Consider the following 26,779-nt stretch of genomic DNA (forward strand, 5'->3'; position numbering starts at 1 on the left):
TAGTAGAAGGTCATTTCATAGGAGAGGCGGTATTAGAGTGTGATCGGTTCAAGCGGAATCGCTTGAAGCGTGAATCACACGGGAAAACCATAAGTTTAGAGTCTGTCTGGTGCTTGAATAAGCACCAGACAGACTCTAATCCCGCGGCGGGCTCTGCAGGTACAGCACCAGCAGCCGCACGAGGCTTTCCAGCGCGTTCGCATGGATGCGCTCGTAGCCGTGCGAGGCGTCGATGCCGAAGCAGACCAACGCCGTGCGGATGTCATTGCCGGCCTCGATGGCGGACGCGCTGTCGCAGCGGTAATAGCGGAAGACGTCGCGCTGGTGCGGGATGTTCTGCGCCTGGCATAGGGTCAGCAGCGAGTGGGTCAGCGCCATGTCGAAGGGGCCGGTGCTGTCGGCCATGGCGATGGTGACGCCGTATTCGCTGCTGTTCTGGCCGGGGGCGGTGGTGCCGTTGTCGATGGTCACCATCTCCGCCACGTCCTGGTGCAGGATCGACGAGGCGCCGGACCCGACCTCTTCGGAAATCGTGAACAGCAGGTGGCAGTCGACCGGCAGGGCGGCTCCGGCCTCCACCACCGCCTTGGCCGCGCCCAGCATCACCGCCACCCCGGCCTTGTCGTCGAGATGGCGGGAGACGATGTAGCCGTTTTCCAGGAATTCCGGCTGCGGATCGATGGCGACGACATCGCCGATGTTGAAGCCGCGTTCCTCCAGGTCCCGCCGGTCGGCGACGGGGGCGTCGACGCGCAGTTCCACCTGCTGCCAGTTGACCGGCTGGCTGTCGACCTCCGTGTTGAAGGTGTGCCCCGACGCCTTCAGCGGCAGGATGGTGCCGCGCCAGGGGCCGCGGTCGGTCAGCACGGTACAGCGCGCGCCCTCGGCGAAGCGGGACGACCAGTGGCCGATGGGCACCAGCTCCATACGGCCATTGTCCTTCAGCATCTTCACCTGGGCGCCCAGCGTGTCGACATGGGCGACCAGCGCCCGGTCCGGGCTGCCGCGCACGCCCTTCAGGTCGGCACGGATGGCGCCGCGCCGGGTCAGCTCATAGGGGATGCCCATCCGCTCCAGCTCGGCGCAGCACAGCCGGACCACGTCGGTGGTGTAGCCGGTCGGGCTGGGCGTGGTCAGCAGCCGGTAGAGAACGTCGGTGACATAGCCCATGTCGATGGGCAGCGGCACGGCCATGGTCGGATTTTCCTCCTGCTGAGGATGAGGGAAATGCGACGGTGCTGTGCCCCCTCCCTAACCCTCCCCCTCTTCGNCGCGTCTGAGGAAACAGCAGATCGACGAAGCGTTCCGCCGTCGGCTGCGGTTCATGGTTGGCGAGGCCCGGCCGCTCGTTCGCCTCGATGAAGACATGGCCCGGCCGGTCCGGTGCCTCCACCAGCAGGTCGAAGCCCACCACCGGGATGTCCAGCGCGCGGGCGGCGACCGTCGCCACCTCCACCAGTTCCGGGTGCAGGCTGTCGGTCACATCGTGGATGGTGCCGCCGGTGTGCAGGTTGGCCGTCTTGCGCACCGGCAGAACCTCCCCCGCCGGCAACACGTCGTCCAGCGTCCGGCCGGCGGCGGCGAGACAGCGCTCGGTCTCGCCGTCCAGCGGGATGTGGCTCTCCCCGCCGGTGGCGGCGGCGCGGCGGCGGCTCTGCGCCTCGATCAGTTCTCCGACGCTGTGGGCGCCGTCGCCGGTGATCTCGGCAGGGCGGCGCACCGCGGCGGCGACCACCTTCTTGTCGATGACGACGATGCGCAGATCCTGCCCTTCGCAGAACTGCTCCAGCAGCACCGTGTCGCAATGCTGGCGGGCCGAGGCGATGGCGCGCTCCATGGTTTCGGCATCGCGCACGTCCACGGTGATGCCGCGACCCTGCTCGCCGCGCGCCGGCTTCACCACGATGCGGCCATGAGTCTCCAGGAAGGCGGCATTCTTCTCCGGCTCCCCCGCCACCGCCTGGGCCGGGACCTTCAGGCAGGCACGCTCCAGAACGCGCCGCGTCACCGCCTTGTCATCGCAACGGCTCATCGCGACGGCGCTGGTCAGTTCGCTGAGGGATTCACGGCAGACCACGCTGCGCCCGCCCCAGGTCAGGCAGAAATAGCCCGCCTCCGCGTCCAGCACGTCGACGCCGATGCCGCGCCGACGCGCCTCGTTGACGATGATGGTGGCATAGGGGTTCAGCCGCTCTCCGGGCTGCGGGCCGGTGAACAGCCGCTCGTTGATCGGGTTCTTCGTCTTCAGCGCGAAGGCCGGGATGCGGCGGAAATTCAGCTTCTCGTACAGCGCGATGGCGTTCTCGTTGTCGTGCAGCACCGACAGGTCGAGGAAGGCGCGGCCGCGTGCCTGGACATGCTCCGCCACCGTGCGGACCAGCGTCTCGCCGATGCCCGGAAAGGAGGCCTGCGGATCGACCGCCAGGCACCAGAGCGAACTGCCATTTTCCGGATCGGCGAAGGCATGGCCATGGTCCACCGCCGTCACCGAGCCGACCACCTCGCCGGTGGCGTCGTCGCAGGCGACGAAATGGGTCAGCACCCGGCTGTTGCGCGTCGCCACCAGGAAAGAGGAGGAGACCGGCACCATGCGCCGCCGGGCATAGATGCGCTGCACCCCCTCCGCATCCTCCCGCGTGCGCAGGCGGCGGACGCTGTAGCCCTTGGGCCGGCGCCGCGACGGGCGGTAGTCGGTCAGCCAAAGCCGGAAGGTGTGGGAGGGGTCGAGAAACAGCTCCTGCGGGGCGCGGGACAGGGCGACATGCGGGTCCTGCAGGTAGAAGACGATGTCGCGGGTCCCCGGCGCCTCCTGCCGCAGGGTATCGATCATGCGGTCGAGATCGTCGAAGGTGTGGGCGAAGATCAGCCGGCCCCATCCGCAATCGACCACCACATCGGCGCGCGGCGCCTCGGCCTCGGTTCCCTGCACGGCCCCCTGCCCCGCCGTCGGCGGCTGGCCGGTGTAACGCCGGGTGTGGCGCAGGCTGGCGCTGGCGGCGCGCTCCAGCCGGTGCGGTTTCACGCGGGCATAGCTCATGGGATCCCCCTGATCGTCGGATGCGGCTCCATGTTCGGAAAACAACCCGAGGCGGGGATCGGTCCCGCGCCCCGGACGCCCCGGCGAAGCGTTCGTTTGGATGGGATGGCCGGATGGGCCGTCAGAAGCCCTGTTCCTGGAACCAGAACTCCAACAAGGCGACCTGCCACAGCTTGGACCCGCGCAACGGCGTGATGTGGCGTTCCGGATCTGCGAGCAGCCGGTCGAGATAGTCGCGCCGGAACAGGCCGCGTTCACGCGCAGCATGGGCGCTCAGCACGTCGCCCACCAGCTTCAGGAAGGGGCCACGCAGGTATTTCAGTGCCGGCACCGGGAAATAGCCCTTCGGCCGGTCGATCACCGCGGCCGGGACGACGCGGCGGGCGGCTTCCTTCAGAACATATTTGCCGCCTTCGGCCAACTTCATTTCGGCCGGGATGCGGGCGGCAAGCTCCACCAGCTCGTGATCGAGGAAGGGCACGCGCGCTTCCAGCCCGGCGGCCATGGTCATGTTGTCGACCCGCTTCACCGGATCGTCCACCAACATCACCGTGGTGTCGAGGCGCAGGGCCTTGTCCACCGGCCGCTCGGCGCCGGGCATGGCGAACTGCCGCTCCAGCCAGCGGCGGGAATGGTCCTCGCCGAGAAAACGGGGATCGAGCGCCTCCGCCATCTCCGCATGGTCGCGGTCGAAGAAGACGCGGGCGTAGTCGCCGACGGCATCCTTGCTGTCCAGCAGCGGCGGATACCAGTGATAGCCGCCGAACACCTCGTCGGCGCCCTGGCCGGACTGCACCACCTTCACCTGCTTCGCCACCTCCTGCGACAGCAGGAAGAAGCCGATATTATCGTGGCTGACCATCGGCTCCGACATCGCGCGCACACAGTCGCGCAGTTCGGGCAGGGCGCGGGCGGAATCGACAAAGATGCGGTTGTGGTCGGTGCCGAAATGCCGGGCGACGATGTCGGAATACTGGAACTCGTCGCCGCGCTCGTCGCCAACCGTCTCGAAACCGATGGAAAAGGTCTTCAGTCCGCTCTGCCCGTTCTCGGCCAGCAATGCGGTGATGAGCGAGCTGTCCAGCCCGCCCGACAGCAGGACGCCGACCGGCACGTCGGCGACCAGCCGGCGGCGCACGGCGCGGGTCAGCGTCTCAAGCACCAGTTCGCGCCAGTCGGCGAAGCCGCGCCCCTCGTCGCCGGCCTGCGGACCGAAGCTCAGCGACCAGTATGTGTGCTCACGCCGCGTGCCGTCCGGCTCCACCACCAGCAATGTCGCGGGCGGCAGCTTCCGCACGCCCTTCAGGATGGTGTGCGGCGCCGGGACGACGGCGTGGAAGCTCATGTAATGGTGCAGCGCCACCGGATCGACGTCGGTGTCGATGCCTCCGGAGGCCACCAGCGCCGGCAGGGAGGAGGCGAAGCGCAGACCGCTGGGAATATCGGCGAGATAGAGCGGCTTGATACCCAGCCGGTCGCGGCCCAGCACGACGCGGCCGCTGTCGCGCTCATGGATGGCGAAGGCGAACATGCCGTTCATGCGCTTGACGAAATCGGGCCCCCAGGCGTGATAGGCCTTGATCAGAACCTCGGTGTCGCCGTCGGAGAAGAAGCTGTAGCCGAGCCCGGCAAGCTCCTCGCGCAACTCGCGGTGGTTGTAGATGCAGCCATTGAAGACGATGGCAAGGCCGAGGCTGGAGTCCACCATCGGCTGTTGCGATGCCTCGCTGAGATCGATGATCTTCAGCCGGCGATGGCCGAAGGCGACGCGGCCATGGGCGAACAGGCCATGGCCGTCCGGCCCGCGCGCCGCCAGCCGGTCGCACATGGCCTGGACCGCCGCCGTGCTGGCGGCCTCGCCGGTCTTGAAACGAATCTCGCCACTCAGTCCGCACATCGGCTGTCGAGCCTCCTCGTTGGTTCAGGACGAAGGGGCGCTCGACCCGCAAACAGGGCCAAACACCGGGGGCGCCGGCTGCGGAATGCGGCCGCCACCCGTTGGGAGCGATCATGGATGCCGGCCCTCCTCCCGCTCGATTCACCACCGGCACCCGCGCGGCATAACGGTTGGCAGCGTCCAAGGTTCCAGGACGGGGGGCTTTTTGGGAGGGGCAGCGTCCTCTCAGAGCTTGAAGAAGTTGCGCAGCCGGACCAGCAGAGCCTGCGATTCCACCGGCGGGGGCTGGGCGACGCCCTGCTGGCGGCTGCGCGCGACGGTGTTGCGGGACTGGCGGTCGGCCATCAGGTCGGCCAGCCGCTCGGCCAGCTGCGGGCGTTGGCGCAGCACCGGGTCGAGATGGCTGCGCGCCAACTCGTACACCACCGCATCGGTGCAGGCGACGACCGAGGCGCTGCGCGGCTGGCCGGTCAGCAGCGACATCTCGCCGAACAGGTCGCCCGAGCGCAGGCGGGTCAGGTGGATCACGCCCGGACGCTGGCCGTCATTCGGATTGATGAAGGCGGTGTCGGTGGAGGCCGGTGCGGCGACCTGGACGTCGAACACGCCCTCCGCAATGACGAACAGAGATTCGCCGGCCTCGCCCTGGCGGACGGCGGCGGTCCCGGCGGGGAGGTGAAGCTCGCGCATGGCCTGGGCCAGCGCCCCGACCTCCTCGTCGTCGAAGGCGTCGAACAGCTCCAGCTGGCGCAACAGGCTGTGTCGCAGCATGTCGGTGTCGGGCTGGGCAGGCTGGCGGCGGCGAACCTCCTGCTTGGGCCGGGCGGGCTCGATCCCGGCGCGGGCGAGATTGGCGAGCGCCCCAGTCAAAACGGCGTCGCGCACCAGCGACACCCGCCCACCGTCGTCAGTCCAGAAGCGCGCCAGATAGGAGATGCCGTTGGGCGTCACCGCCTCCACGATCACGTCGGGCCGCGGGATCGGCAGCACGCCGTCGGCGCAGAGCATGGCGGACAGCAGGATGCGCTTGGCCCGCTCCACCGGCACCTCATGGTCCAGCAGAACCGGCACGCTGGCGCGGAAGGCCGGGTTGGGACGGCTGAAATTGACGAAGCGGCTGCCGGCGACGATGCCGTTCGGCACGATGACGGCGGTGCCGTCGCTGGCGATCAGGCGGGTGGCGCGCCAGTTGATCTCGTCCACCCGGCCGGCCACGCCGGGCGACAGCTCCAGCCAGTCGCCGATGCGGTAGGGATGCTCGATGTTCAGCGCGATGCCGGCGAAGATGTCGGCGATCATGTTGCGCAGCGCGAAACCCAGCACGGCGATGGCGACGCCGGAGGTCGCCAGCAGGCCGGTCACCGGCTGTTCCAGCACGAAGGCCAGGATCGCCAGCACCGCGACGCCATAGACGAAGAAGCGGAGCAGGTCGGCCAGCAACCGCGGGATGCGCGGCGGCCGGGGCATGCCGTCCGGGCCGGCGCCGCCATTGCCGGCCGCCAGCAGGTCGATCAGGCGCGCTCCACCCCAGGCGGCGATAAGCCAGGCGGCCGATGCGACCGCGATGTCGAATCCGGTGCTGAGCGAGCGGCCGAGGACGGGCTCCAGATGGCTGTGCAGCCAAGGTTTGGCAGCGACAAGGGCGGCCAGCAGGGCAAGCAGCAGAACAGGGACGGACAGACGCCGCAAGGCGTTCATCGGACGGGGTTCTCCTCGGCGACCGGCCCCCTTGGCCGGGCGAGGTGGGACGATGGCACAGACAGGCGCCATCTCGTCAAGCAGTCAATTTTTTCAGCGGCTTGAGCGTTCAGACGACGACCGGCCGGCGGACTGGCGGAGACAGCCCCATCACGAAATCGCCGATCACCGGGTCGGAGTCCGCGACCTTGCTCGCAAAGGCATAGGCGCGGCACAGGACGGCCAGTGCGGTTTCGGCATCGCCGCTCTTGCGCCGGAACGCCTCGCCCTGGCGCAGCGAGGCGAACTCGCCAACCCAGAAATCCGGATTGTCCAGCGGCCCGAAATTCATCGCCCAGAAGCCGAAGGAACGCTCCTGCCTTTCCCAACGGCCGAGCACGGCGAGGTTGCGGTGCCGCGTGTCTCTGGAAATGCTGTCGAACAGGGTGCCGACGGCGTCCGCCTCCCCTTCCAGCACCTGGAGGAAGGTACCTTCATGTTCGATCAGGAAGCCGGTGACGCCCAGACGCCGGTTGTTTGAAGAGCTTCGCACGCAAATGTCCGCCAACGCCGAAAACGGCAGCAAAGCGACGGCATCGCTGCGATAGAGAAGAGTGAGCATCGGTTTCCTCCACCTTTTGCCCCACCTTGAGGAAAGAATGATTGTGAAACCGACAATCAGTAACCCCTTCTTTCGTCGATGCGGTGCCGCAGCCGGCGGATATATCCGGGATGGCGGTGAGGCGATTTGCCGCCGGCAGATCGAGCGGAGTCCAGCCATCCCCGCAGCTTCGCCACCATGGAGCGTTCAGCGCTCCAGCAGCCCGTGGCGCCGGTGCCAGTCCTCCAGCGAGTCCTCCGGGTATCGGGCGAAATGGACGTCGTTCGGGCCGCTGGGCACCTCCACCCACGGCGCCTTGAAGTCCAGCATGATGTGAACCCGCTCCGGCGGGGTCGGCAGCGGCGTGTCGATGGCCGAGGCGAAGGGATGGACCAGCTCCGGCCATGCCGGATCCTCCGCCCACAGCGCGGTGCCGCACTGTTTGCAGAAATGCCGGTGCGAGGGGCCGAGCCGGGTCCGGCCCGGATGGTCGGGATCGTCGATGGGCGCGCGCCAAGTCGCCACGGCCTCGCGCCCCTCCACCTCCAGCGTGTCGGCATCACCGCCCAAATTGATGGCGTAACCGCCGCCGCCGGCACTCTTGCGGCAGATGCTGCAGTAGCAGTGCATGTAGGGCACCGGTGTCGACGAGTTCAGCGTGAAGCGGACGGCGCCGCAGCGGCAGGAACCGGAGAGTTTCATGGCAGGGGTCTCCGCGATGGGGTGGCGCCGGCAGCGGACGCGGCACTCCGCACCAGATGGGACCGCAATCGCCGTTTGCCACCATCCGCACCCAGGGAACGCAACGAAAGGGCGGCTGTTACAGCCGGAAGCCAAGACGCGCCGCCGCGCCACCGCGGCCGGCGGCGCAACCCCTGCCAGCAGTCGGAGCGGTCATGTCCCAGCCAACAGGCCCAGCATCCCAGGGCCAAGCCAACATGCAGCCGGCGCCTCCGCCGGATGCCATGCTCCCCAAAGCGATGGAAGTCATCCTGACCCTCAACGGCAGCCGCCGGACGCTGCACGTCGCGTCCTGGACCAGCCTGCTCGACGCGCTGCGCCTGCATCTCGACCTGACCGGCACCAAGAAGGGCTGCGACCATGGGCAGTGCGGCGCCTGCACCGTGCTGGTCGACGGGCGGCGCATCAATTCCTGCCTGACGCTGGCGGTGATGATGGAGGGACGGGCCGTCACCACCATCGAAGGGCTGGCCAACGGCGACACGCTCCACCCGCTGCAGGAAGCCTTCGTCGAGCATGACGCCTTCCAGTGCGGCTATTGCACGCCGGGCCAGATCTGCTCTGCCGTCGGCATGCTGGAGGAGGGCCATGCCAAGACCGACGACGACATCCGCGAGTTGATGAGCGGCAATCTGTGTCGCTGCGGCGCCTATCCCAACATCGTCACGGCGATCCGGCAGGTGATGGATGGGCAATCGAAGGATGGAGGCACGCCATGAGGGCCTTCTCCTACGACCGTCCCGGCAGCGTCGAAGCGGCGCTCGGCGGCGTGGCGGGACAGCCGGGCACGACGACCGAGGCGGCGGTGAAATTCGTCGCCGGCGGCACCAATCTGCTGGATCTGATGAAGGCCGACGTGATGCGGCCGGAACGGCTGATCGACATCTCGCGCCTCGGCCTCGACCGCATTGAGGAGCTGGGCGGCGGGGCCTTGCGGCTCGGCGCGCTCGCCCGCAATTCGGATACCGCTTACGATGAGCGGGTGCAGGCGCGCTATCCGATGCTGTCCAAGGCGATCCTGGCCGGGGCGTCGGCGCAGCTGCGCAACATGGCGACCAACGGCGGCAACCTGCTGCAGCGGACGCGCTGCTATTACTTCTACGACACCGGCACCCCCTGCAACAAACGGGAGCCGGGGACCGGCTGCGGCGCGCTGACCGGCGTCAACCGCATCCATGCGATCCTGGGCGCCAGCGACCGGTGCATCGCCGTCCATCCGTCCGACATGTGCGTCGCCTTGGCGGCGCTGGAGGCGGTGGTGCGCGTCAGCGGACCGAAGGGGGAACGCACCATCCCCTTCGCCGACTTCCACCGCCTGCCCGGCGACACCCCGCACATCGACAGCGCGCTTGCCGCCGACGAACTGATCACCGCCATCGACCTGCCGGCAGAAGGCTTCGCCAAGCATTCGACCTACCTGAAGGTGCGTGACCGCGCCTCCTACGCCTTCGCGCTGGTGTCGGTCGCGGCGGCGCTGGAGATGGATGGGCGGACGATCCGCACCGCGCGGCTGGCGTTGGGCGGCGTCGCACACAAGCCCTGGCGCGACCCGGCGGCCGAAGCCGAGCTGGCCGGCAAGCCGGCCTCGCTGGAGACCTTCCGCGAGGCGGCGCGCGTGCTGCTGCGCGACGCCAAGGGCCAGTCCCACAACGCCTTCAAGATCGGACTTGCCGAGCGCGCCATCGTCCGGGCGCTGGCCGAAGCCGCCGGAATGGAGCACCCATGATCGCCAAACCGAGCATCCCCGATCCGTTGGACAATCCCAAAGGACCTTCGGGCGCCCAGATCGGCAAGCCCGTCAGCCGCGTCGACGGCCGGCTGAAGGTGACCGGCGGCGCCAAATACGCCGCGGAGTTCAACACGCCCGGTCTCGCCCACGGCTATATCCTGTCGAGCGCCATCGCCCGCGGCCGGATCCTGAGCATGGATACGTCCAAGGCACTGGCCCTGCCCGGTGTGTTCCAGGTCTTCACCCACGAGAACCGGCCGAGCCGGCCCTGGTTCGACCGCAAGTGGAAGGACGACGACGCGCCCAAGGGCTCCCCCTTCCGCCCGCTGCACGACGCGACGCTCCACCACTCGCTGCAGCCCATCGCGCTGGTGGTGGCTGAGAGCTTCGAGCTGGCGCGCTACGCCGCCCGCCTGATCCATGTCGTCTATGAGGCCGACGAGCACCAGACCGACCTGCACGCGGCGCAGGCCCAGGCCTTCACCCCCGGCAAGGACAAGGGCGGGTTCCAGCCGCCGCCGAAGCCGCGCGGCGAGGCCGACCGGGCGCTGGCTGAGGCGGAGGTCAGCATCGACCTGCACTTCACCCAGGCGGTCGAGCATCACAACCCGATGGAGATGCACGCCTCCACCGTCATCCACCACGATGACGGCACCCTGACCGTCCATGACAAGACCCAGGGACCGCTGAACACCCAGACCTATGTCTGCAACGTCTTCAACCTGCCGAAGGACGCGGTGCGGGTGATCTCGCCCTTCGTCGGCGGCGCCTTCGGCTCGGGGCTGCGGCCGCAGCACCAGCTGTTCATGGCGGTGCTGGCGGCGACCGCGCTGAAGCGCTCGGTCCGGGTGGAGCTGTCGCGGCCGCAGATGTTCAGCTTCGGCCACCGGCCGGAGACGCTGCAGCGCGTGGCGCTAGGCGCCCGCAAGGACGGAACGCTGACCGCCATGATCCACGAGGCGGTGCAGGAGACCTCTCAGAGCGAGAACTATGTCGAGGTCGTCGTCAACTGGTCGGGCCAGCAGTACAAATGCGACAATGTCCGGCTGGACTACAAGCTGGCGCGGATGGACACCCACACCCCGCTCGACCAACGCGCCCCCGGCGCCGCCACCGGCGTCCCGGCACTGGAGATCGCCATGGACGAGCTGGCGGCCAAGCTGGGCATGGACCCGCTGGAGTTCCGGCTGAAGAATTACACCGAGGTCGATCCCAACACCGACAAGCCCTTCTCCAGCAAGGAACTGCGCGCCTGCTTCACGCAGGGGGCGGAGCGCTTCGGCTGGCACCGGCGCAATCCCGCTCCCCGGTCGATGCGGGAGGGGCGGCAGCTGATCGGCTGGGGCATGGCGTCGGGCGTGTGGGATGCGATGCAGGGGCAGGCGGCGGCATCGGCCCGGCTCGGCGTCGACGGCACGCTGGTCGTGGGCAGCGCCACCGCCGACATCGGCCCCGGCACCTACACGGCGATGACCCAGATCGCCGCCGACATCCTGGGCCTGCCCATCGACAGGGTGTCGTTCCAACTGGGCGACTCAAACCTGCCGATGGCGCCGCTGCAGGGCGGGTCCTGGACGGTGTCGTCGGTCGGGTCGGCGGTGAAGGCGGTCTGCGACCGGCTGCGCGACAAGCTCGCCGGTCTGGCCGCAGGGCTGGACGACGGGCCGCTGAAGGGGGTGAAGGCCGACGATCTGGTCTTCGCCGACGGCTTCCTGATCGCCAGGGGCGACCCGTCCCGGCGGATGTCGATCACCGAGGTGATGCGCGGCAGCGATCTGCTGGTGCTGGAGGACGAGGCCCGCTCCATCCCCTCCTACAAGTCGCAGATGCGGCACACGCTCGGCACCCACTCCGCCATCTTCGCGGAGGTGCGGGTGGACGAGGATCTGGGCACCGTGCAGGTGACCCGCGTGGTCAGTGCGGTCGCCGCCGGCCGCATCATCAACCCGAAGACGGCGCGCAGCCAGATTCTGGGGGCCGTGGTGTGGGGCATCGGCATGGCGCTGGAGGAGGAGTCGATGACCGACCAGCGGCTCGGCCGCTTCATGAACCACGACTTCGCCGAGTATCACATTCCGGTGAACGCCGACATCCAGGACATCGACGTCATCTTCGTCGAAGAGCATGACGACATCGTCAACCCGCTGGGCGCCAAGGGCGTCGGCGAGATCGGCATCGTCGGCGTCCCCGCCGCCATCGCCAACGCCATTTACCACGCGACCGGCAAGCGCCTCTGCGATCTGCCGATCACGGTGGACAGGATACTGGGGGCGTAGGTGCAGGGAGGAGGCGTCATAGAGAAGTACCTCCTCCCCGAACCAGCACCGGGCACGGTCGCTCCTCTTATGGACCCGTAATCACCGCTCCAGTTCGTCGCCGGTCTGTGGCGGCCTGTCCGGTACCCTGTCCAGGAAGGAGCGCAAGCCTGCACCGGTTGCGGTGCCGGCACGAGCCTTCAGGAAGGCGGCTGCCGTTTCGACGGCGCCGACCTTCTCGGCTACGGCAGCGGCGATCCACTGGTTCAGAGACACGCCATCCTCTCGGGCCAGCCGGGCAGCGGCATCCTTGACGGACGCGGGCAGCTTCAGGGGATAGGTTGCCTTGCTCATGTCGCCACTCCTCGCAGGAACTCGGCCGGTCGGAGAACCGGAATGCCAAACCGCGGCGCGGCCGCGGCAAAATCCCGGACATTGTGGGTCACCAGCACATCCGCTCTGCCATTGACCGCAGCCTCCAGCACCATCTCGTCGGCCGGATCGGAAAGCTGGGGCCGCCAAGTGAAACGCACGTCCACAGGCTCCAGGACCGCGGCCAACTCGGCCAGCAAACGATCTACATCGGGTTCGCCAAGTCCGTGAACCTCGCGCTGTTCAGGCCGCTTCAACACAGCCTCGTATTCCAGGAACAGGGCAGTGGTCACCAACGCCCTGAATTGTCCTTCGGCAAGAAGACTCAACACTGCAAATGAGGCACCACGGCGGCTACGCAAACCTGCGGTTAGAATGTTGGTGTCGAGAACAGCTCTCTTCATCCGGTCGATCATAAGGAAGTTCTGCAAGCACAGCAACCCATGTGACATCCTATGGGATGTCACATGGGTTGCTGTTCTCCGCATATGGGCTCCGGTGCGGAGAAGCAGTGGATCGGCATGAAGGCTATCCCCTGCAGAGCAGAGGGCCTGCCTCCGCTCACCCCCGCGCCGCCAGGGTGCGGATCGCCAGCGCTGCGGCGGAGGCGCGGTTCTCCACGCCCAGCTTGGCGAAAACCTGTTCCAGATGCTTGTTCACCGTGCGCGGGCTGATGCCCAGGATCTCGCCGATATCGCGGTTGGGCTTGCCGTTGGCGATCCACAGCAGGACCTCCGCCTCGCGCACGGTCAGGCCGAGCGCGTCGCGCAGGATCGCCTCCTGCCGGCCGGCGGCCGGTTCGCTGAGGCGGAACAGGTATTCGTCAGGGTTGGCCGGGCTGAGATAGGTGAATTCCAGCCGGCGCACGCTCTCCCCGTCCGGCAGGTCGAGCGTGAAACTCTCCGCCGCGGCGCCGGGTCCGGCCCCCTGACGCAGACGGACCAGACCGGCCGCCAGCGTGGCCGCCAATTCCGGCCGCACGCCGTCCGCCCCCGGCAGCAGCCCGCCCAGCAGACGTTCCGCCTGGGGGGTGCACCACAGCAGCCTCCCCTCCCCGTCCGTCGCCAGCAGGAAGCGGCCGGTGGCGTCCAACGCCGCGCGGGCACCGTAGGCGACGCGGGCGTTGGTCAGGTGGACGCGGATGCGGGCGATCAACTCGTCCACCACGATGGGCTTGGTGACGTAATCGACGCCGCCGGCCTCCAGCCCCTTCACCACATGTTCGGTGTCGCTGAGGCCGGTCATGAAGATCACCGGCAGGTGCGACAGGTGGGGAATCTGCTTCAGCCGCCGGCAGGTCTCGAAACCGTCCAACCCCGGCATGACGGCATCCATCAGGATCAGGTCCGGCGTGATCTGGCCGACCAGTTCCAGCGCGCTTTCGCCATCGACGGCGACCAGCACGGTCAGGTCGGCCTGTTCGATGGCCTCCGTCAGGAATCCCAGCGTGTCGGGGGTGTCGTCCACCACCAGGATCATGTCGCGGCGCTTCATCCTGTCACGGCCCCGTCCACTGCCTCTCCCTTCGATCCTGTGCCGCTTCCGTCCGCGGCTTCTTCCACCGCACGCATATAGCCCTTCAGGTCGAAGGCACGCACCAGGGTCCGTAGCCGTTCGACGAAGGGCGTGGCGGCAGCGTCCTCCGCCTCGATCTCGCGCAGCTTGGCCTCGATACCGCGAATGTACCCGATCCGGCCCAGTTGGCGCAGGTCGTCGAGATGACGCAGCGCCGAGTCCGGCGGCCGGGCGGGGATCGCCGCGATCACCGGGACCGCAGCGGGAGCCTTGACCGCCACCGGCACAGGCGCAAGCGGTTCCGGCGGCTTTTCCGCGGCATGGATCCATTCCAGCCCGGTCAGCGCCTGGACCCGGTCCAGCAGGGCGTGGATTTCGATGGGCTTGGCGACGAAGGCGTCGTGCGGCGCCCGCCCATCGCCTGGACCCTGCGCCTCGTAGGCGTTGGCCGAGACCATGACGATGCGGATGCGGTCGGCGAACTGCCGGCGCAGCTCCTCCGCCACGTCCCAACCGCTCTCTCCCGGCATGGAGATGTCGAGCATGGCGAGGTCCGGCTTGCACTGCGCCGCAAGCTCCAGGCAGGTGGCGGCGTCCGACGCGGTGAACAGCACGAAGCCGAGGGGGCGCAGGATGTCGGTCATCAGCGCCAGATGGTCGCGGTCGTCGTCGGCCAGCAGGATGGTGATCTGCGGCCCGGCATAGCCGGTGATGGCGCGCCGCTCCGCCTGCTCGCCCGGCCGGTGCATCGCCTCCGACAGCAGCAGGCGGACGGTGAAGACACTGCCCTGCCCCAGCGTGCTGCGGACGGCGATGTCGCCGCCCATGATCCGGGTCAGCACCCGCGTGATGGTCAGGCCGAGCCCGGTGCCGGCCACCGCCCGCACCGCCGCCCCCCGCCCGCGCTCGAAAGGTTCGAAGACGCGGTCGAGATCCTCCTCCCGGATGCCGATGCCGCTGTCGGCGATCTCGAATTCGGCGATCTGGCTGCGGTAGCGAACGCTGAGGGCGACATGGCCGCTCTCGGTGTATTTCACCGCGTTCGACAGCAGGTTGATCAGGATCTGACGCAGAATCTTGCTGTCGGTGTGGACCCAGGCCGGCAGGTGCGCCACGCGGGCATAGCGGAACTCCAGCCCCTTGGCGGTGGCCTGGATGCGGAACATGTCGGCCAGCTGGTCGAGGAAGTCGATCAGCTGCACCTTGTCGCGGCTGAGCCGGCGCAGGCCCGATTCGATCTTGGAGATGTCCAGCAGCCCGTCGATCAGATTCGACAGATGCTCCGCACTGCGGCGGATGACGCGGACGGCGTCCTGCGGGCGCTGGGTGCTGTTGCTCTCCAGCAGTTGGGCATAGCCGGAGATGGCGTTCAAGGGCGCGCGGATTTCGTGGCTGACGCCGATGATGTAGCGGCTCTTGGCGGCGTTGGCGGCTTCCGCCACCTCTTTGGCCTTCTGCAGGGCGGCGTCGGTGCGTTCGTGGGCGGCGATCTCGTCCATCAGCATGGCGGTCTGGCGGGCGGTCTCCTCCTCCGCCTTGCGGCGGCTTTCATGGGCCAGCACCAGGAGCCAGGCGGCGACGCCGGACAGGATGAACAGACAGACGAAGACGGAGACCAGCGCCGTGTGGATCGCCGCCCGCTCCGCCGCGTCGGCATTGGCATATTGGAAATCGATGACGATCAGCACCCCGCCCAAGACCAGCGAGAACAGCGTCATCACCCCGATGAAATGGCCGGTGCGGGTATGGACCCCGGCGGCCATGCGCTTGGGCAGCACCCGTTGCAGGCTGTGGGCGATCTGGTCGGCGAAACGGCTGTCGGTCTTGCACAGATCGTGACAACGCGCCTCCAGCGTGCAGCAGAGCGAGCAGATCGGCGCGTCGTAGGCCGGGCAGAAGGCCATGTCCGGCCGTTCGAAGTGATTCTCGCAGATCGAACAGCGGACGGTCGCCCCGTCGCCGGGCAGCGTGTCCGACTTGCGGGCGATGTAGTAGCGGCCCTTGGTCTTCCAGGCGATCAGCGGCGCGGCGGCGAACGCTACCACCAGCCCGATGAAGGGCGCCAGCGCCTGCGCCACCGGCCCCAGCAGCCCGAAGAAGGCGGTGGTGGAGCACAACACCGACAGCCCCATAGCCCCAGTGCCGACCGGGTTGATGTCGTAGAGGTGGGCGCGCTTGAACTCGATCCCCGGCGGGCTGAAGCGGAGAGGCTTGTTGATGGCGAGATCGGCGGCGACCGCCCCCAGCCAGCCCACCGCGACGTTGGCGTAGAGGCCGAGGATGCTCTCGATCACGCCGAGGATGCCGATCTCCATCAGCAGCAGGGCGAGCAGCACGTTGAACACCAGCCAGACGACGCGGCCGGGATGGCTGCGGGTCAGGCGGGAGAAGAAGTTCGACCAGGCGATGGAGCCGGCATAGGCGTTGGTGACGTTGATCTTCATCTGGCAGACCACGACGAAGATGCCGGTCAGCGCCAGCGCCGCGGCGGGCGACCCGAACACGTCGAGGAAGGCCATGTGATACATGCTGTTGGGCTGCACGGCGTCCGCCGCCGGCATGCCGTGCTTCAGCGCCAGAAAGGCCAGCAACGAGCCCGCCGCCAGCTTCAGGCTGCCGATCAGCACCCAGCCCGGTCCGCCGGCCAGCATCGCCGCCCACCAGCGCACCCGGCCGATCCTGACCTGCGAGGGCAGGAAGCGCAGATAGTCCACCTGTTCCCCGATCTGCGGCAGCAGCGACAGCAGCACCGAGGCCGCCATGCCGAAGGGCAGCAGCGACAGCCCGCCGTCGGGCGCGTACACGCCGGGCAGAGAGGTCCATTGCGCCAGCGTTTCGCGGTCGAGCAGGAAGAAATAGGCCAGCGGCACGCATTGCAGCAGGATCCACACCGGCTGCGTCGCCCATTGCATGCGGCTGATCAAACGGATGCCGTAGATGGCGATGGGGATCACCGCCAGCGAACTGATGACATGGGCGAGCGAGGCCGGGATGCCCAGCACCATGGTCAGCCCCGCCGACATGATGCTGGCCTCGATGGAGAACAGGATGAAGGTGAAGGAGGCGTAGACCAGCGAGGTGATGGTGGATCCGAGATAGCCGAAGCCCGCCCCGCGGGCCAGCAGGTCGATGTCCACCCCGGCCTTGGCGGCGTGGTAGGTGATCGGCAACCCGACCAGGATGCTGAGCACCGCCACCGCCAGGATGGCGGCCATGGCGTTCTCGAAGCCGTAGGTCAGGGTGACGGCGGCCCCGATCGCCTCGCAGGCCAGGAAGGAGATGGCGCCCAGCGCCGTGTTGGCGACGCGCCAGGCGGACCAGCGCCGAGCCCGCTCCGCCGTGTAGCGGAGCGCATAATCCTCCATGGTCTGATCGGCGGCGAGCTGGTTGTACTGCCGGCGTTCACGGACGATCCGTTGCCTCGCGCTCATGCCCGTCCGCCGTTCCCGTCCGTCGCCCCTGCCCGAGCGCATCGTCGGGAGTTTGGCGGTGGTTGGCAAGCCTCTCCCTCTCCGGCCCCGGAACGGAGCACTGCCGGGACGCCCGGACGTTGACAGGGGGCAGGTTGGAAACTAGCTCTGCGGGGTCTCAGCCCCCCTTTCAACGCCCTGCCATTGTTTCGAAAGCGGAATCATGACCGTCGAGCTCGTCATCTGCGAAACCTGCCGCCGTCCGGAAGATCCGCCGGAGGCCAGCCGTCCGGGGGCGGAGCTGGTGGACCTGATGCGGCGGGTGCTGGCCGACGCCCCCGATCTGGCGGCACAGGTGCGGCTGCGGCCGATGCGCTGCCTGATGAGCTGCAAGCGCCCTTGTGCCGTCGCGGTGCGTTCGGCCACCCGCATGAGCTATGTGCTGGGCGACTTCGCTCCGGACGAGGCGACGGCGGAGACCCTGACCGCCTATCTGCGCGCCTATGCGGCGACCGCCGACGGTATCGTTCCGTTCAAGCAATGGCCGCAGGGTGTCAAAGGTCGTTTCGTTTCCCGCCTGCCGCCGCTGGAGGAGTGACGACAGGCGGTACTTAGGTGCTTTCCCGTACTTCCGAAGGAGGTGTTTGACAGACCAAGGCTCTGTCGCAATTATTGTTGGTCATACAAGCCAATCTCCGTCCGCGAGCAAGGAGACGCGCCCGATGAAGGTCGACCCCGAGGTCCTGAACTGCGCCACCGGCCTGCTGCACATGGCGCGCGAGGCGGAACGCTCCAACGGCTGGGAGGCCGGCGACCTGCTGCGGACCACGCTCCGCCTGCTGGTGGTGGCCGGGGCGGACGGGCATGGCTGGAACGCGGACGACCTGACCGAGGAAGTGCGCGATCTGGTGCGGGCGGTGCAGATGACGAACGGGGACGAGGGAGTGCGGGTCTGCGGCGGGGGGATGGCGGTGCATTGAGGGGATCGCTCAGAGATCGCCCCATTTCTGCATTTTGCCCCCTCCCTAGCCCTCCCCCGCTTGCGCGGGAGAGGGGACTGNCGGGTTCAGCTGGATCAGCACCTTGTCGATGCGGCGGCCGTCCATGTCGACGACCTCGAAACGGATGCCGTTCCAGAACAGATGCTCCGCCGCGGTCGGAATGTGGCCGAAATGATCGAGAAGGAAGCCGGCGATGGTGTGGAAATCGCCCTCCCCCTTCATGTTCTTGACCCCGACCAGCGCCTCGACCTCCTCCACCGGGGTCATGCCGTCGACCAGCCAGCTGCCGTCCTCGCGCTGGATGGCGGCGGCCTCGCCCTCCTGGGTGCTGTCGGGCAGTTCGCCGGCGATGGCCTCCAGGATGTCGGTCATGGTGACCAGACCCTCCACGCTGCCATACTCATCGACCACGATCGCCATATGGACGCTCGCCTGCTTGAACAGGTCGAGAAGACGGAAGACCGGCGTGCCGTCATGGACGACCAGCGGCTGGACCATCGCCGCCCTGAGATCGAAGGCGATGCCGTTCAGCGATTGGTCGAGCAGGGCCTTGGCGGCCACGACGCCCTGCAGCTCGTCAACGTCGCCACGGCAGACCGGGAAGCGGGAATAGCCGCTGTCGCAGATCTCCCGGCCGACCAGTTCCGGCGTGTCGTCGATGTCGAGCCAGATCAGGTCGGGGCGCGGCGTCATGATCGAGCGGACCGTGCGGTCGGACAGGTGCATCACCCCTTCGATCATCTGGCGTTCCGCCGGCTCGAAAACGCCGCTCTGGGTGCCTTCGGCGATCAGGGTCTTGACCTCCTCCTCCGTCACCGTCTGCTCGCGCGAGGTCGGCAGGCGCAGAAGCTTCAGCACCGCGTCGCTCGAGACGCCCAGCAGCCAGACCACCGGGGCCGACAGGCGCGCGATCGTCCGCATCGGGGTGGCCACCATGGCGGCGATCCGCTCCGACGAGATCAGCGCCACACGCTTGGGCACCAGTTCGCCGACGATCAGCGAGAAATAGGTGATGGCGGCGACCACCAGCGCGAAGGCGACGGTGTGGCCGTAGGGGGCGATCCACTCGACCCGCTCGTTCAGGACGCCGCCCAGCCGCTCCGCCAGGGTGGAGCCGCCATAGGCGCCGGCGATGATGCCGGTCAGGCTGATGCCGACCTGCACGGTCGACAGGAAGCGGCTCGGATCCTCCGAAAGCTCCAGTGCCGCGCGGGCGCCGGCGCCGCCTTTTTCCTCAGCCATCTGCTGAAGCCGGCCGCGGCGCGCCGACACCAGCGCCATCTCCGACATTGCGAAGAAGGCGTTGAGCAGGATCAGCAGGACGATGACCAACAATTCCCAAATCATGGCGGTATGCCCAAAAGGGCGCTCCCTCAACCGATCAATTGTTGCGCCACGGCAACCGCCGCCTGCCCGAGACCGAGCAGGAGGGCGGCGACGAAGGCGATGGATAGAAGGCCGGCGACGAGGCCGGCCGTCACGAAAGCTCCGTCGGATTCCATCAGCCCCAGCGCGATCAGTGCGATGGAGAAGGCGGGGGGCTGGTTTCCGAAGACGATGGGAAGGGCGAGGACGCCGGCCAGAACCATCACCGCCAGCCCCAGTAACCGCTCGGCGACAGGACCGGCCAGCACCGGCAGGCGGGGGCGCAGATGCCGTTCGAGCCGCACGGCCCAGGGCTTGGCCCGGCGGATCACGCCCAGGAAGGCCTTGCGGTCGAAGGTGGCCGCCAGCATGCGGCGCGGCAGCCAGGGGCCGTGCCGGCCGATCGCCATCTGGGCGCCGATCAGGATCATCGGCAAGCCGGTGGCGGTCGAGAGGCCGGGCACCGGCAGGACATTGGGGATGGACAGCATCAGCAGCATCGCGCCGAAGGCACGGTCTCCCAGCGCATCCATCACCTCGCCCAACGATATGCGGTCGAGGGAGGCGGAAGAGGAAAGTGGGACGCCGTCGGAGGCAGCCCCGTCACCACGAGCCAGGAAGTCGTCCAGCAGGTCGGAAACGCGCGCACAAGCCCTGTCCGCACCGGGAGGACGGGCGTCGTTCGACCTGGGGGACGACCCGGGAGGTCGGTCTTTGCTCACGGCTCTCCCCGATGCCGGAAACGGGATCGGAGCGGGCCGGGCGAAGGATGGCAGGAACCCATGGACCTTTCGCGTCGCGGCGGCATCGATCTCCCTTCTACAGGAAGGGCGGCCAAAGCGCCAGCGCGGGGTGACACACGCAAAGGATTGGTCGGGCCGGACAAACGGCCTATTGCTTCTTTTGAATGGCAAAGCTCAGCCGCTTGGTCAGGTCGGCCTTCGACACCGGTTTCACCAGATAGCCGGAGATACCGTAGGCGATGGCGCGCTTCACCACGTCCGCCTCGCGATGGCCGGTGAGGACCAGGACCGGCAGGTCGGCAAGCGGGTTGCCGGTGGCCGTGCGCAGCGCGTGCAGAAGATCCAGCCCGCCCATGCGCGGCATCTCCAGGTCGCAGATCGCCGCATCCACCTCCCCGCCGTTCTTGCGCAGGATGTCGAGCGCCTGGATGCCGTCCGCCGCCTCGAACACCGCGCGCACCTTGATGTCATGCAGCAGGCGGGAGATCAGCTTGCGGGTAAAATCGTCGTCCTCGACCAGAAGCACCCCCAGATCGTGGATCGTCCGTATTTTCCGGGTGCCGCCGCCTGCCTCCACCACCATGACGCTCTCCGCTTGGCCTGTTTGCCTCCGGCGCTGGGGCCGGCATCCTTCGTTCACAGTTTTTGTAATGCACCGTTGCACAGTCGTTAACGAAATTACGTTATCGACTGGCGGATCGCACAAATCGCGCCGGCGGGGGAATGGCATTCGCCGGCACGAAGCCTTATCCTTGCGATCCGACGAGGATGAGGACCTTCCGCCCCGTGACCGCACCGACCGCTGTTCCAACCCCGCCCTTCGGCGCTTCGCCCGACGCGGCGATGCTCGCCGCCGTGGTCGAGGCCAGCGGCGCAGGGATCGTGGTGCACGACGCGACGCGCCCAGGCCAGCCGATCGTCTATTGCAACCGCGCCTTCCTGGAGATGGTCGGCTACGGGGCGGACGAGGTGATCGGCCGGAACAGCGCGCTGCTGCAGGGGCCGGACACCGATCCGGAGACCGCCGCGACGATCCGCTCCGCCATGGCGGAGGCGCGCCCGCTGTCGGTGGAGGTCCTGAACTATCGCAAGGACGGCAGCGCCTTCTGGAATGCACTGACCCTGCGGCCGGTGCCGGGGCCGGCAAAAGGGGAAGGGGCCGGCGGCCGGCCGCGCTGGATCGCCGCATCCTGCGCCGACGTCACCCGCAGCCGCCGGTCGGAACAGGAACTGCGCGCCGCCGAGGAGCAGCTGACCAGGCTGGCGGCGGAGACCTTCGCCCTGGCCGAGAAGCTGGACGGCGCGCGGGAGGAGGCCGAAGCCGCCCAGATGGCGGCGGAAAATGCCAGCCGTGCCAAATCGCGATTCCTCGCGATGATGAGCCACGAGCTGCGCACACCGATGACCGCGGTGATCGGCATGGGTGACCTTCTGATGGGAACGGGCCTGTCGGAGCAGCAGAAATCCTTCGTGCGGACCCTGCGGTCGTCGGCGGACACGCTGATGACCATCCTGAACGACGTGCTCGACTTCTCCAAGATCGAAGCCGGGCAGCTGACGCTGGAGGAGATCGATTTTTCCCTGCCCCGGCTGGTCGACGACGTGGTCCAGCTTTTTCTGGTGCGCGCGGCGGCGAAGGGGCTGACCCTGTCCGCCTCCATCGCCGACGACACGCCGCGCCACATCCGCGGCGACCCGACCCGGCTGCGGCAGGTGCTGTTCAATCTGGTGTCCAACGCCATCAAATTCACCGAACGCGGCGCGATCGAAATCGCGGTGTGGTCGCCCGATCCGCCCGTTGCGCCGTCCACCGGCCGGGCCGGGGAGGAGGACGCAGCCAAGCCGGCCACCCCGCCGGTCACGCTGCGGTTCGAGGTGCAGGACAGCGGGATCGGCATGACGGCGGAACAGCGCGGGCGGCTGTTCGACGCCTTCGTCCAGGCCGACGTCTCGACCAGCCGCAAATATGGCGGCACCGGGCTGGGTCTGGCGATCTGCAAGCGGCTGGTGGAGGCGATGGACGGGGAGATCGCCGTCGCCAGCGCGCCCGGCCGCGGTTCCACCTTCCGCTTCTCGATCAGGACACGCGTGGCGGAAGCCCAGCCGCTCGGCGATCTGGGCACCCGCGGCCTGCCGGCCATGTCGGCGGAGGAGCCTCAGCAGAGTGCCGTCGCCCTGCGGCTCCTGCTGGCCGAGGACAATGACATCAACCGCATGCTGATCACCGCCATGATGACCCGCATCGGCCACCGCATCGACGCGGTCAACGACGGACGGGCGGTGCTGGACGCGATCAAGGCGGCCGACTACGACGTGCTGATCCTGGACATGGAGATGCCGGTGCTTGACGGGCGGTCGACGGCGCGGGCGATCCGGCGGATGGATGGCCCGATGGCGCGCATCCCCATCGTCGGCCTGTCGGCCGATGCCCTGCCGGAACATCGCGACGGCCACATGGCCGCCGGCCTCGACGCCTACCTGACCAAACCCATCGACTGGGAACAGCTGAACGCCGTTCTGGTGGATCTGGCGACCCGGCCTGAGGACGGTCGCGTGGTGCCGATCCCCAGCCGTCCGGCGCTGGAGGGCGGCCACTTCATGGCCTTTCCGCTGCTCGACCGGGTGAAGCTGGCGGAACTGCGGCTGGCTCTGGGCGGCACGGCGCTGGACGGCATGCTCCAACTCCTGCCGGAAACGGCGCTGCGCGAATTGACCGCCATCCGCTCCGCCCTGCAGGACGGACGCCCGAAGGAGTTGAAGCAGGCCGCCCACACCCTGTCCGGACTGGCGGCCAATTTCGGCGCGCCGCGCATGGCCGCCATCGCCCGCGCCATCAACGACAATCCGGGCGACACCGACAAGGTCGCCGCCCTGCTCCCCCTGCTGGAGACCACCGTCGGCGCCACCGGCACCCTGGTGCGCGAGCCGGCGGGCAGCAAGGATTGAAGGGCGTACGGACGCGCGGTTGAGCGGCGGACGGCCGATCTGCTAGAGATTCGGGCATGAAGAAAGCCACGCCGAAACGGCGCAGCGGGTCGCCCCGCATCCCCCATCCCGACCAGTTCGACCTGCTCGACGTGCCCGAGCCGACCGCGGTCATGATCACCTATTCGGGCCGCACGGTGGATCTGGAGCGGCCGGATTTTGGCCCGTTCGACATCGAGGACATCGCCCGCCCGCTGGCCTACCAGTGCCGCTTCGTCGGCAACACCCAACGCTTCTTCAGCGTGGCCCAGCACTGCGTGCTGGCCAGCCGGCTGGCGCCGGAAGGCTACGCCTACGACGCGCTGATGCATGACTGCGAGGAGGCCTTCACCGGCGACTGGCCGACGCCGTGGAAGGTGCGGATCGGCCGGGACGCCATCCGGCAGGCGGTGGAGCCGATCAAGAGCGCGCTGGCCCTGCGCTTCGGTTTCCGCCACCCCGAGCCGAAGGCGGTCAAGCTGGCCGACCAGCGGGCACTGGCGACGGAACTGCGCGACCTCTGCGCGCCGCACCGCGTCAACTGGCGTGACCTGCCGGCCCCGGACGAGGCCGCCATCGTGCCGCTCGGCCCGGAAGAGGCGCTGGCCGACTTCCTCGCGCATTACCGGCGCCTGCGCCCGGCCTGAACGCGCAGCCCCTGGAACCCTGTGGCCCCGAGACCGGGAAGAAAGTTCAGGCGTGGCCGCCCTGCTCCGTCCGGCGGGGGCGGCCGCGCTTGACCGCCGGGGCCGCGCCGGCCTCCCCGCTGTCTGTCCGCTGCTCGGAACAGCGCTCCGCCAATTCGCGGATGGCGGCCCGGATCTGCGGGTCGCGGATGCTCTGGAAATAGCGGGCCAGCATCAGCGCCTCGCGCGATTGCAGGGTGTTCTCCTGCTCCTCCCCGCCGCCGGCCGCCGGCATTTGCCCGCCTTCGCCCACCGGCTGGCGGTTCTCCAGCCCTTCGAAGAAGACGGAGACGGGGACGCGGAAGAACTGGCCCAACTTGAACAGGCGGCTGGACGACACTCGGTTGAATCCGCGCTCGTACTTCTGCAACTGCTGGAAGGTCAGCCCGAGGGCCGAGGCGACATCGCTCTGGCTGAGGCCGGCCAGCATGCGCAGCTCCCGAAGGCGCTGGCCGACGAACACATCGACCTCGTTCAGGCCTTCCTTCTTTTCGCGGCCACGCCGTTTCATGGCACTTCCCCTTCGATCCTGTACAGGTCCCGGCCGCCGACCATGACGATATGCCCCGGGACGCCGGTTGGCCCTTCGAACCGGAAAACGTCGCAGGCGGCGTCGATGCTGGAAAGACGTCGACAGGCAGGACGAATCGGCCGGTTGCGGGCACGGAATGCAACTCAGCTATGACCGGCACTTGCCGATGTCAACCTCCGCTCGGCTGAATACCTCTTTTGGACAGCACAGCTTTCGCGGGATTCGTACGGCATGGGATGCCGGCACACTCTTTTCGCGCAAGGGATGGCATCGCCCTACCAGCGGTCGCGGCACCCCTACGGCACCGCTCGACCCGGCAATCCAATGCAGCGAGAATACAATGCGGCATTGTGACCCACGGTTGCCGAACGAAACCGTCGCAGGGCTGCAACATTTGCGGGGCACTAGGCATATTTTGCCGGGCGCCCGGCAAAAACTGCCGCTGATTAACCCTCTCTTCATCAAGACACCGCAGCATGCCCCAACGTAGGCAAGCCCGGCGCGGAACTTGCAAAAACCGTTTTGCATCAGCGAAACGGCCGATGCCAGGAGAATGCCGGGGAGACTTCCGATCGGGGACCGCGCGTGAACAACCTGCTGCAGACCTTGCGCAATCTCGGGCCCGCCCGCCTCGCGGCGATCGGCGGCGTCGGGCTGTTGCTGATCGGATTCTTCGTCTACCTGACCACCCGGCTGTCCACGCCGGAGATGGAGCTGCTCTACGCCGAACTCCAGCAGACGGAAGCCGCGGCGATCGCCAAGAAGCTGGAGGAGGCGAAGGTCCCCTTCACCGTCGACAAGACGGGCACCAAGATCATGGTCCCGGCCGATCAGGTCGGGCCGATGCGCATGCGCATGGCGGCGCAGGGGCTGCCCTCCGGCGGCTCGGTCGGCTACGAGCTGTTCGACAAGGGCGAAGGCTTCGGCGCCACCAGCTTCATGCAGAACATCAACCACCTGCGCGCGCTGGAGGGCGAGATGGCGCGCACGGTGCAGACGCTCAACGGCGTCCAGCAGGCCCGCGTCCATCTGGTTCTGCCCAAGCGCGAGCTGTTCGCCCGCCAGCAGAACCCGGCCACCGCCAGCGTCTTTCTGAAGCTGCGTCCCGGCGCCCAGCTGAGCCGCGAGAACATCCAGGCGATCCAGCAGCTGATCGCCGCCTCGGTCCCCAACCTCGACCCCAACCGCATCTCCATCGTCGACGACAAGGGCAAGCTGCTCGCCCGCGGCACCGGCAGCGACACCGCCGAGGCGATGATGGCGAGCGCCGAGGAGAAGAAGCAGGCCTATGAGGGCCGGCTCGCCCGCACCATCGAGGATCTGCTCGGCCGCACGCTCGGCTACGGCAAGGTCCGGGCGGAGGTGTCGGCCGACCTCGATTTCGACCGCATCACGACACAGTCGGAAATCTTCGATCCGGAAAGCCAGGTCGTCCGCTCGACCCAGACCGTGAGCGAATCGAACGAGAGCAGCGACCGCGACCCGCTGGCCCCGGTCACGGTGGACCAGAACCTGCCGACCTCCCAGGCCAGCAGCAGCGCCAGCCCGCTGTCGTCGAACAAGTCGAACCGCAACGAAGAGACTATCAACTACGAGATCACCAAGACCACCAAGTCGCATGTGCGCGAGGCCGGCACCGTCCGCCGCCTGTCGGTCGCCGTGCTGGTGGACGGCACCTACCAGACCTCCAAGGAGGCGCCGCCGGCCTACCAGCCGCGCAGCGAGCAGGAGATCGAGAGCATCAAGGCGCTGGTGCGGTCCGCCGTGGGGCTGGACGCCGTGCGCGGCGACACGCTGGAGGTGGTCAACCTGCGCTTCTGGTCGCCAGAGGACGACATCCAGAAGCCGGAAGAGCTGTTCATGGGCATGACCAAGGACGACCTGTTCCGCATCGCGGAGATGGTGGTCCTGGGCATCGTCGCCGTCCTGATCATCCTGCTGGTCATCCGCCCGCTGATCTCCCGCGCCTTCGAGAAGGCGGAGATGCAGGAGGAGGACGAGATGGACCGCCTGCTGACCGACCAGGCAGGCATGCCGGCGGCACTCGCCGCCCCCACCGGCGCCCTGGCCCAGGATCTGGCACTGGAGGCGGCTCAGGCCGACGAGGAGCTGGAACAGATGATCGACATCAACCGGGTGGAAGGCCGCGTCCGTGCGTCGTCCCTGCGCAAGGTCGGCGAGATCGTCGACAAGCACCCGGAAGAGGCCGTCTCGATCCTGCGCAACTGGCTGTACCAGGAGAGCTGAGCCATGC

20 protein-coding genes and 2 pseudogenes are annotated in these 26,779 nt (G+C 68.0%); 8 read left to right on the forward strand and 14 right to left on the reverse strand.

The features are described 5' to 3' along the window. Positions 1-135: 135 nt before the first annotated feature. From A6A40_RS16215 to A6A40_RS16240, 6 genes and pseudogenes are all read right to left on the reverse strand, one after another. Entirely contained in the window at positions 136-1,194 is a 1,059-nt protein-coding gene (locus A6A40_RS16215) for an osmoprotectant NAGGN system M42 family peptidase (protein WP_174718525.1), read from the reverse strand. A gap of 77 nt (positions 1,195-1,271) precedes the next feature. After that, a pseudogene (gene ngg, locus A6A40_RS16220) lies at positions 1,272-3,037 on the reverse strand (N-acetylglutaminylglutamine synthetase); the annotation flags it as partial. Between the two features lie 121 nt (positions 3,038-3,158). Further along, the gene (locus A6A40_RS16225) at positions 3,159-4,934 is read right to left on the reverse strand and encodes an N-acetylglutaminylglutamine amidotransferase (RefSeq protein WP_108546944.1); all 1,776 of its coding nucleotides are present in this window, start codon (positions 4,932-4,934) and stop codon (positions 3,159-3,161) included. A 225-nt stretch (positions 4,935-5,159) separates the two neighbouring features. Then, entirely contained in the window at positions 5,160-6,632 is a 1,473-nt protein-coding gene (locus A6A40_RS16230; RefSeq protein ID WP_108546945.1) for a mechanosensitive ion channel family protein, read from the reverse strand. Between the two features lie 109 nt (positions 6,633-6,741). Then, positions 6,742-7,392, reverse strand: coding sequence for a BLUF domain-containing protein (locus A6A40_RS16235; protein WP_236783837.1), 651 nt, complete (start codon positions 7,390-7,392; stop codon positions 6,742-6,744). Positions 7,393-7,419: 27 nt separating this feature from the next. Further along, positions 7,420-7,914 carry a GFA family protein gene (locus tag A6A40_RS16240; protein WP_108546947.1) on the reverse strand — a complete coding sequence of 165 codons (495 nt, stop codon included), beginning with the start codon at positions 7,912-7,914 and terminating at the stop codon, positions 7,420-7,422. 263 nt (positions 7,915-8,177) lie between these two features. Between A6A40_RS16240 and A6A40_RS16245 the strand changes: the two genes are divergently transcribed. Genes A6A40_RS16245 through A6A40_RS16255 form a run of 3 tightly spaced genes read left to right on the forward strand, consistent with a single transcriptional unit; the run spans position 8,178 to position 11,958 of the window. After that, positions 8,178-8,672 (forward strand): (2Fe-2S)-binding protein, encoded by a 495-nt coding sequence (locus A6A40_RS16245; RefSeq protein WP_236783838.1) that lies wholly within the window; start codon positions 8,178-8,180, stop codon positions 8,670-8,672. Further along, on the forward strand, positions 8,669-9,679 hold the full coding sequence (locus A6A40_RS16250; RefSeq protein WP_108546949.1) for an FAD binding domain-containing protein: 1,011 nt from the start codon (positions 8,669-8,671) through the stop codon (positions 9,677-9,679). Before A6A40_RS16245 ends, A6A40_RS16250 begins: the two co-directional genes overlap by 4 nt. Then, complete coding sequence (locus A6A40_RS16255) at positions 9,676-11,958, forward strand: xanthine dehydrogenase family protein molybdopterin-binding subunit (protein WP_174718526.1); 2,283 nt, start codon at positions 9,676-9,678, stop codon at positions 11,956-11,958. The genes A6A40_RS16250 and A6A40_RS16255 overlap by 4 nt, the downstream gene beginning before the upstream one ends. An 81-nt stretch (positions 11,959-12,039) precedes the next feature. Here the strand turns inward: A6A40_RS16255 and A6A40_RS16260 are convergent, their stop codons facing one another. From A6A40_RS16260 to A6A40_RS16275, 4 genes are all read right to left on the reverse strand, one after another. Next, positions 12,040-12,291, reverse strand: coding sequence for a hypothetical protein (locus A6A40_RS16260; RefSeq protein WP_014188911.1), 252 nt, complete (start codon positions 12,289-12,291; stop codon positions 12,040-12,042). Beyond that, positions 12,288-12,713, reverse strand: a complete 426-nt coding sequence (locus tag A6A40_RS16265; protein ID WP_167562489.1) for a putative toxin-antitoxin system toxin component, PIN family — start codon at positions 12,711-12,713, stop codon at positions 12,288-12,290. Before A6A40_RS16265 ends, A6A40_RS16260 begins: the two co-directional genes overlap by 4 nt. Positions 12,714-12,870: 157 nt before the next feature. Then, positions 12,871-13,803, reverse strand: a complete 933-nt coding sequence (locus A6A40_RS16270; RefSeq protein WP_108546951.1) for a response regulator transcription factor — start codon at positions 13,801-13,803, stop codon at positions 12,871-12,873. Further along, positions 13,800-17,255: a hybrid sensor histidine kinase/response regulator gene (locus A6A40_RS16275; RefSeq protein ID WP_108546952.1), complete on the reverse strand. Its 3,456-nt coding sequence runs from the start codon at positions 17,253-17,255 to the stop codon at positions 13,800-13,802. Before A6A40_RS16275 ends, A6A40_RS16270 begins: the two co-directional genes overlap by 4 nt. Positions 17,256-17,457: 202 nt before the next feature. On the opposite strand from A6A40_RS16275, the gene A6A40_RS16280 reads away from it, so the two are divergent. Together A6A40_RS16280 and A6A40_RS16285 are read left to right on the forward strand one after the other, a co-directional pair. Next, entirely contained in the window at positions 17,458-17,832 is a 375-nt protein-coding gene (locus A6A40_RS16280) for a DUF1636 domain-containing protein (protein WP_108546953.1), read from the forward strand. A 124-nt stretch (positions 17,833-17,956) separates the two neighbouring features. Next, positions 17,957-18,214, forward strand: a complete 258-nt coding sequence (locus A6A40_RS16285) for a hypothetical protein (RefSeq protein ID WP_108546954.1) — start codon at positions 17,957-17,959, stop codon at positions 18,212-18,214. An 81-nt stretch (positions 18,215-18,295) separates the two neighbouring features. Here A6A40_RS16285 and A6A40_RS16290 read toward each other — a convergent pair. The 3 genes and pseudogenes from A6A40_RS16290 to A6A40_RS16300 form a co-directional block, all read right to left on the reverse strand. Continuing rightward, positions 18,296-19,582, reverse strand: a pseudogene (locus A6A40_RS16290) (hemolysin family protein); the annotation flags it as partial. 26 nt (positions 19,583-19,608) lie between these two features. Next, positions 19,609-20,232 carry an exopolysaccharide biosynthesis protein gene (locus A6A40_RS16295; protein ID WP_335645192.1) on the reverse strand — a complete coding sequence of 208 codons (624 nt, stop codon included), beginning with the start codon at positions 20,230-20,232 and terminating at the stop codon, positions 19,609-19,611. A 259-nt stretch (positions 20,233-20,491) separates the two neighbouring features. Beyond that, positions 20,492-20,926, reverse strand: a complete 435-nt coding sequence (locus A6A40_RS16300) for a response regulator (RefSeq protein WP_108546957.1) — start codon at positions 20,924-20,926, stop codon at positions 20,492-20,494. Positions 20,927-21,129: 203 nt separating this feature from the next. Between A6A40_RS16300 and A6A40_RS16305 the strand changes: the two genes are divergently transcribed. After that, a complete protein-coding gene (locus A6A40_RS16305; protein WP_108547263.1) occupies positions 21,130-23,289 on the forward strand; it encodes an ATP-binding protein in 2,160 nt (719 codons plus the stop codon). A 56-nt stretch (positions 23,290-23,345) separates the two neighbouring features. Then, on the forward strand, positions 23,346-23,954 hold the full coding sequence (locus A6A40_RS16310) for a transcriptional regulator (protein WP_108546958.1): 609 nt from the start codon (positions 23,346-23,348) through the stop codon (positions 23,952-23,954). A 46-nt stretch (positions 23,955-24,000) separates the two neighbouring features. Here the strand turns inward: A6A40_RS16310 and A6A40_RS16315 are convergent, their stop codons facing one another. Then, complete coding sequence (locus A6A40_RS16315) at positions 24,001-24,504, reverse strand: helix-turn-helix domain-containing protein (protein ID WP_108546959.1); 504 nt, start codon at positions 24,502-24,504, stop codon at positions 24,001-24,003. Between the two features lie 606 nt (positions 24,505-25,110). Here A6A40_RS16315 and fliF point away from each other — a divergent pair. Beyond that, on the forward strand, positions 25,111-26,772 hold the full coding sequence (fliF, locus tag A6A40_RS16320; RefSeq protein ID WP_108546960.1) for a flagellar basal-body MS-ring/collar protein FliF: 1,662 nt from the start codon (positions 25,111-25,113) through the stop codon (positions 26,770-26,772). The last annotated feature ends 7 nt before the right edge of the window (positions 26,773-26,779 follow it).

It is taken from the genome of Azospirillum humicireducens (assembly GCF_001639105.2).
In the GTDB taxonomy this organism is placed as follows: Bacteria; Pseudomonadota; Alphaproteobacteria; order Azospirillales; family Azospirillaceae; genus Azospirillum; species Azospirillum humicireducens.

Excerpts from the sequence above, each read along its gene's own strand:
- A6A40_RS16235 (WP_236783837.1), bottom strand. The coding sequence starts at position 7,392 with ATGGCTGGACTCCGCTCGATCTGCCGGCGGCAAATCGCCTCACCGCCA.
- A6A40_RS16300 (WP_108546957.1), bottom strand. The coding sequence starts at position 20,926 with ATGGTGGTGGAGGCAGGCGGCGGCACCCGGAAAATACGGACGATCCAC.
- A6A40_RS16215 (WP_174718525.1), bottom strand. The coding sequence starts at position 1,194 with ATGGCCGTGCCGCTGCCCATCGACATGGGCTATGTCACCGACGTTCTC.
- A6A40_RS16225 (WP_108546944.1), bottom strand. The coding sequence starts at position 4,934 with ATGTGCGGACTGAGTGGCGAGATTCGTTTCAAGACCGGCGAGGCCGCC.
- A6A40_RS16230 (WP_108546945.1), bottom strand. The coding sequence starts at position 6,632 with ATGAACGCCTTGCGGCGTCTGTCCGTCCCTGTTCTGCTGCTTGCCCTG.
- A6A40_RS16310 (WP_108546958.1), top strand. The coding sequence starts at position 23,346 with ATGAAGAAAGCCACGCCGAAACGGCGCAGCGGGTCGCCCCGCATCCCC.
- A6A40_RS16260 (WP_014188911.1), bottom strand. The coding sequence starts at position 12,291 with ATGAGCAAGGCAACCTATCCCCTGAAGCTGCCCGCGTCCGTCAAGGAT.
- A6A40_RS16280 (WP_108546953.1), top strand. The coding sequence starts at position 17,458 with ATGACCGTCGAGCTCGTCATCTGCGAAACCTGCCGCCGTCCGGAAGAT.
- A6A40_RS16285 (WP_108546954.1), top strand. The coding sequence starts at position 17,957 with ATGAAGGTCGACCCCGAGGTCCTGAACTGCGCCACCGGCCTGCTGCAC.
- A6A40_RS16265 (WP_167562489.1), bottom strand. The coding sequence starts at position 12,713 with ATGAAGAGAGCTGTTCTCGACACCAACATTCTAACCGCAGGTTTGCGT.
- A6A40_RS16250 (WP_108546949.1), top strand. The coding sequence starts at position 8,669 with ATGAGGGCCTTCTCCTACGACCGTCCCGGCAGCGTCGAAGCGGCGCTC.
- A6A40_RS16315 (WP_108546959.1), bottom strand. The coding sequence starts at position 24,504 with ATGAAACGGCGTGGCCGCGAAAAGAAGGAAGGCCTGAACGAGGTCGAT.
- A6A40_RS16240 (WP_108546947.1), bottom strand. The coding sequence starts at position 7,914 with ATGAAACTCTCCGGTTCCTGCCGCTGCGGCGCCGTCCGCTTCACGCTG.
- A6A40_RS16275 (WP_108546952.1), bottom strand. The coding sequence starts at position 17,255 with ATGAGCGCGAGGCAACGGATCGTCCGTGAACGCCGGCAGTACAACCAG.
- A6A40_RS16255 (WP_174718526.1), top strand. The coding sequence starts at position 9,676 with ATGATCGCCAAACCGAGCATCCCCGATCCGTTGGACAATCCCAAAGGA.
- A6A40_RS16245 (WP_236783838.1), top strand. The coding sequence starts at position 8,178 with ATGCTCCCCAAAGCGATGGAAGTCATCCTGACCCTCAACGGCAGCCGC.
- A6A40_RS16270 (WP_108546951.1), bottom strand. The coding sequence starts at position 13,803 with ATGAAGCGCCGCGACATGATCCTGGTGGTGGACGACACCCCCGACACG.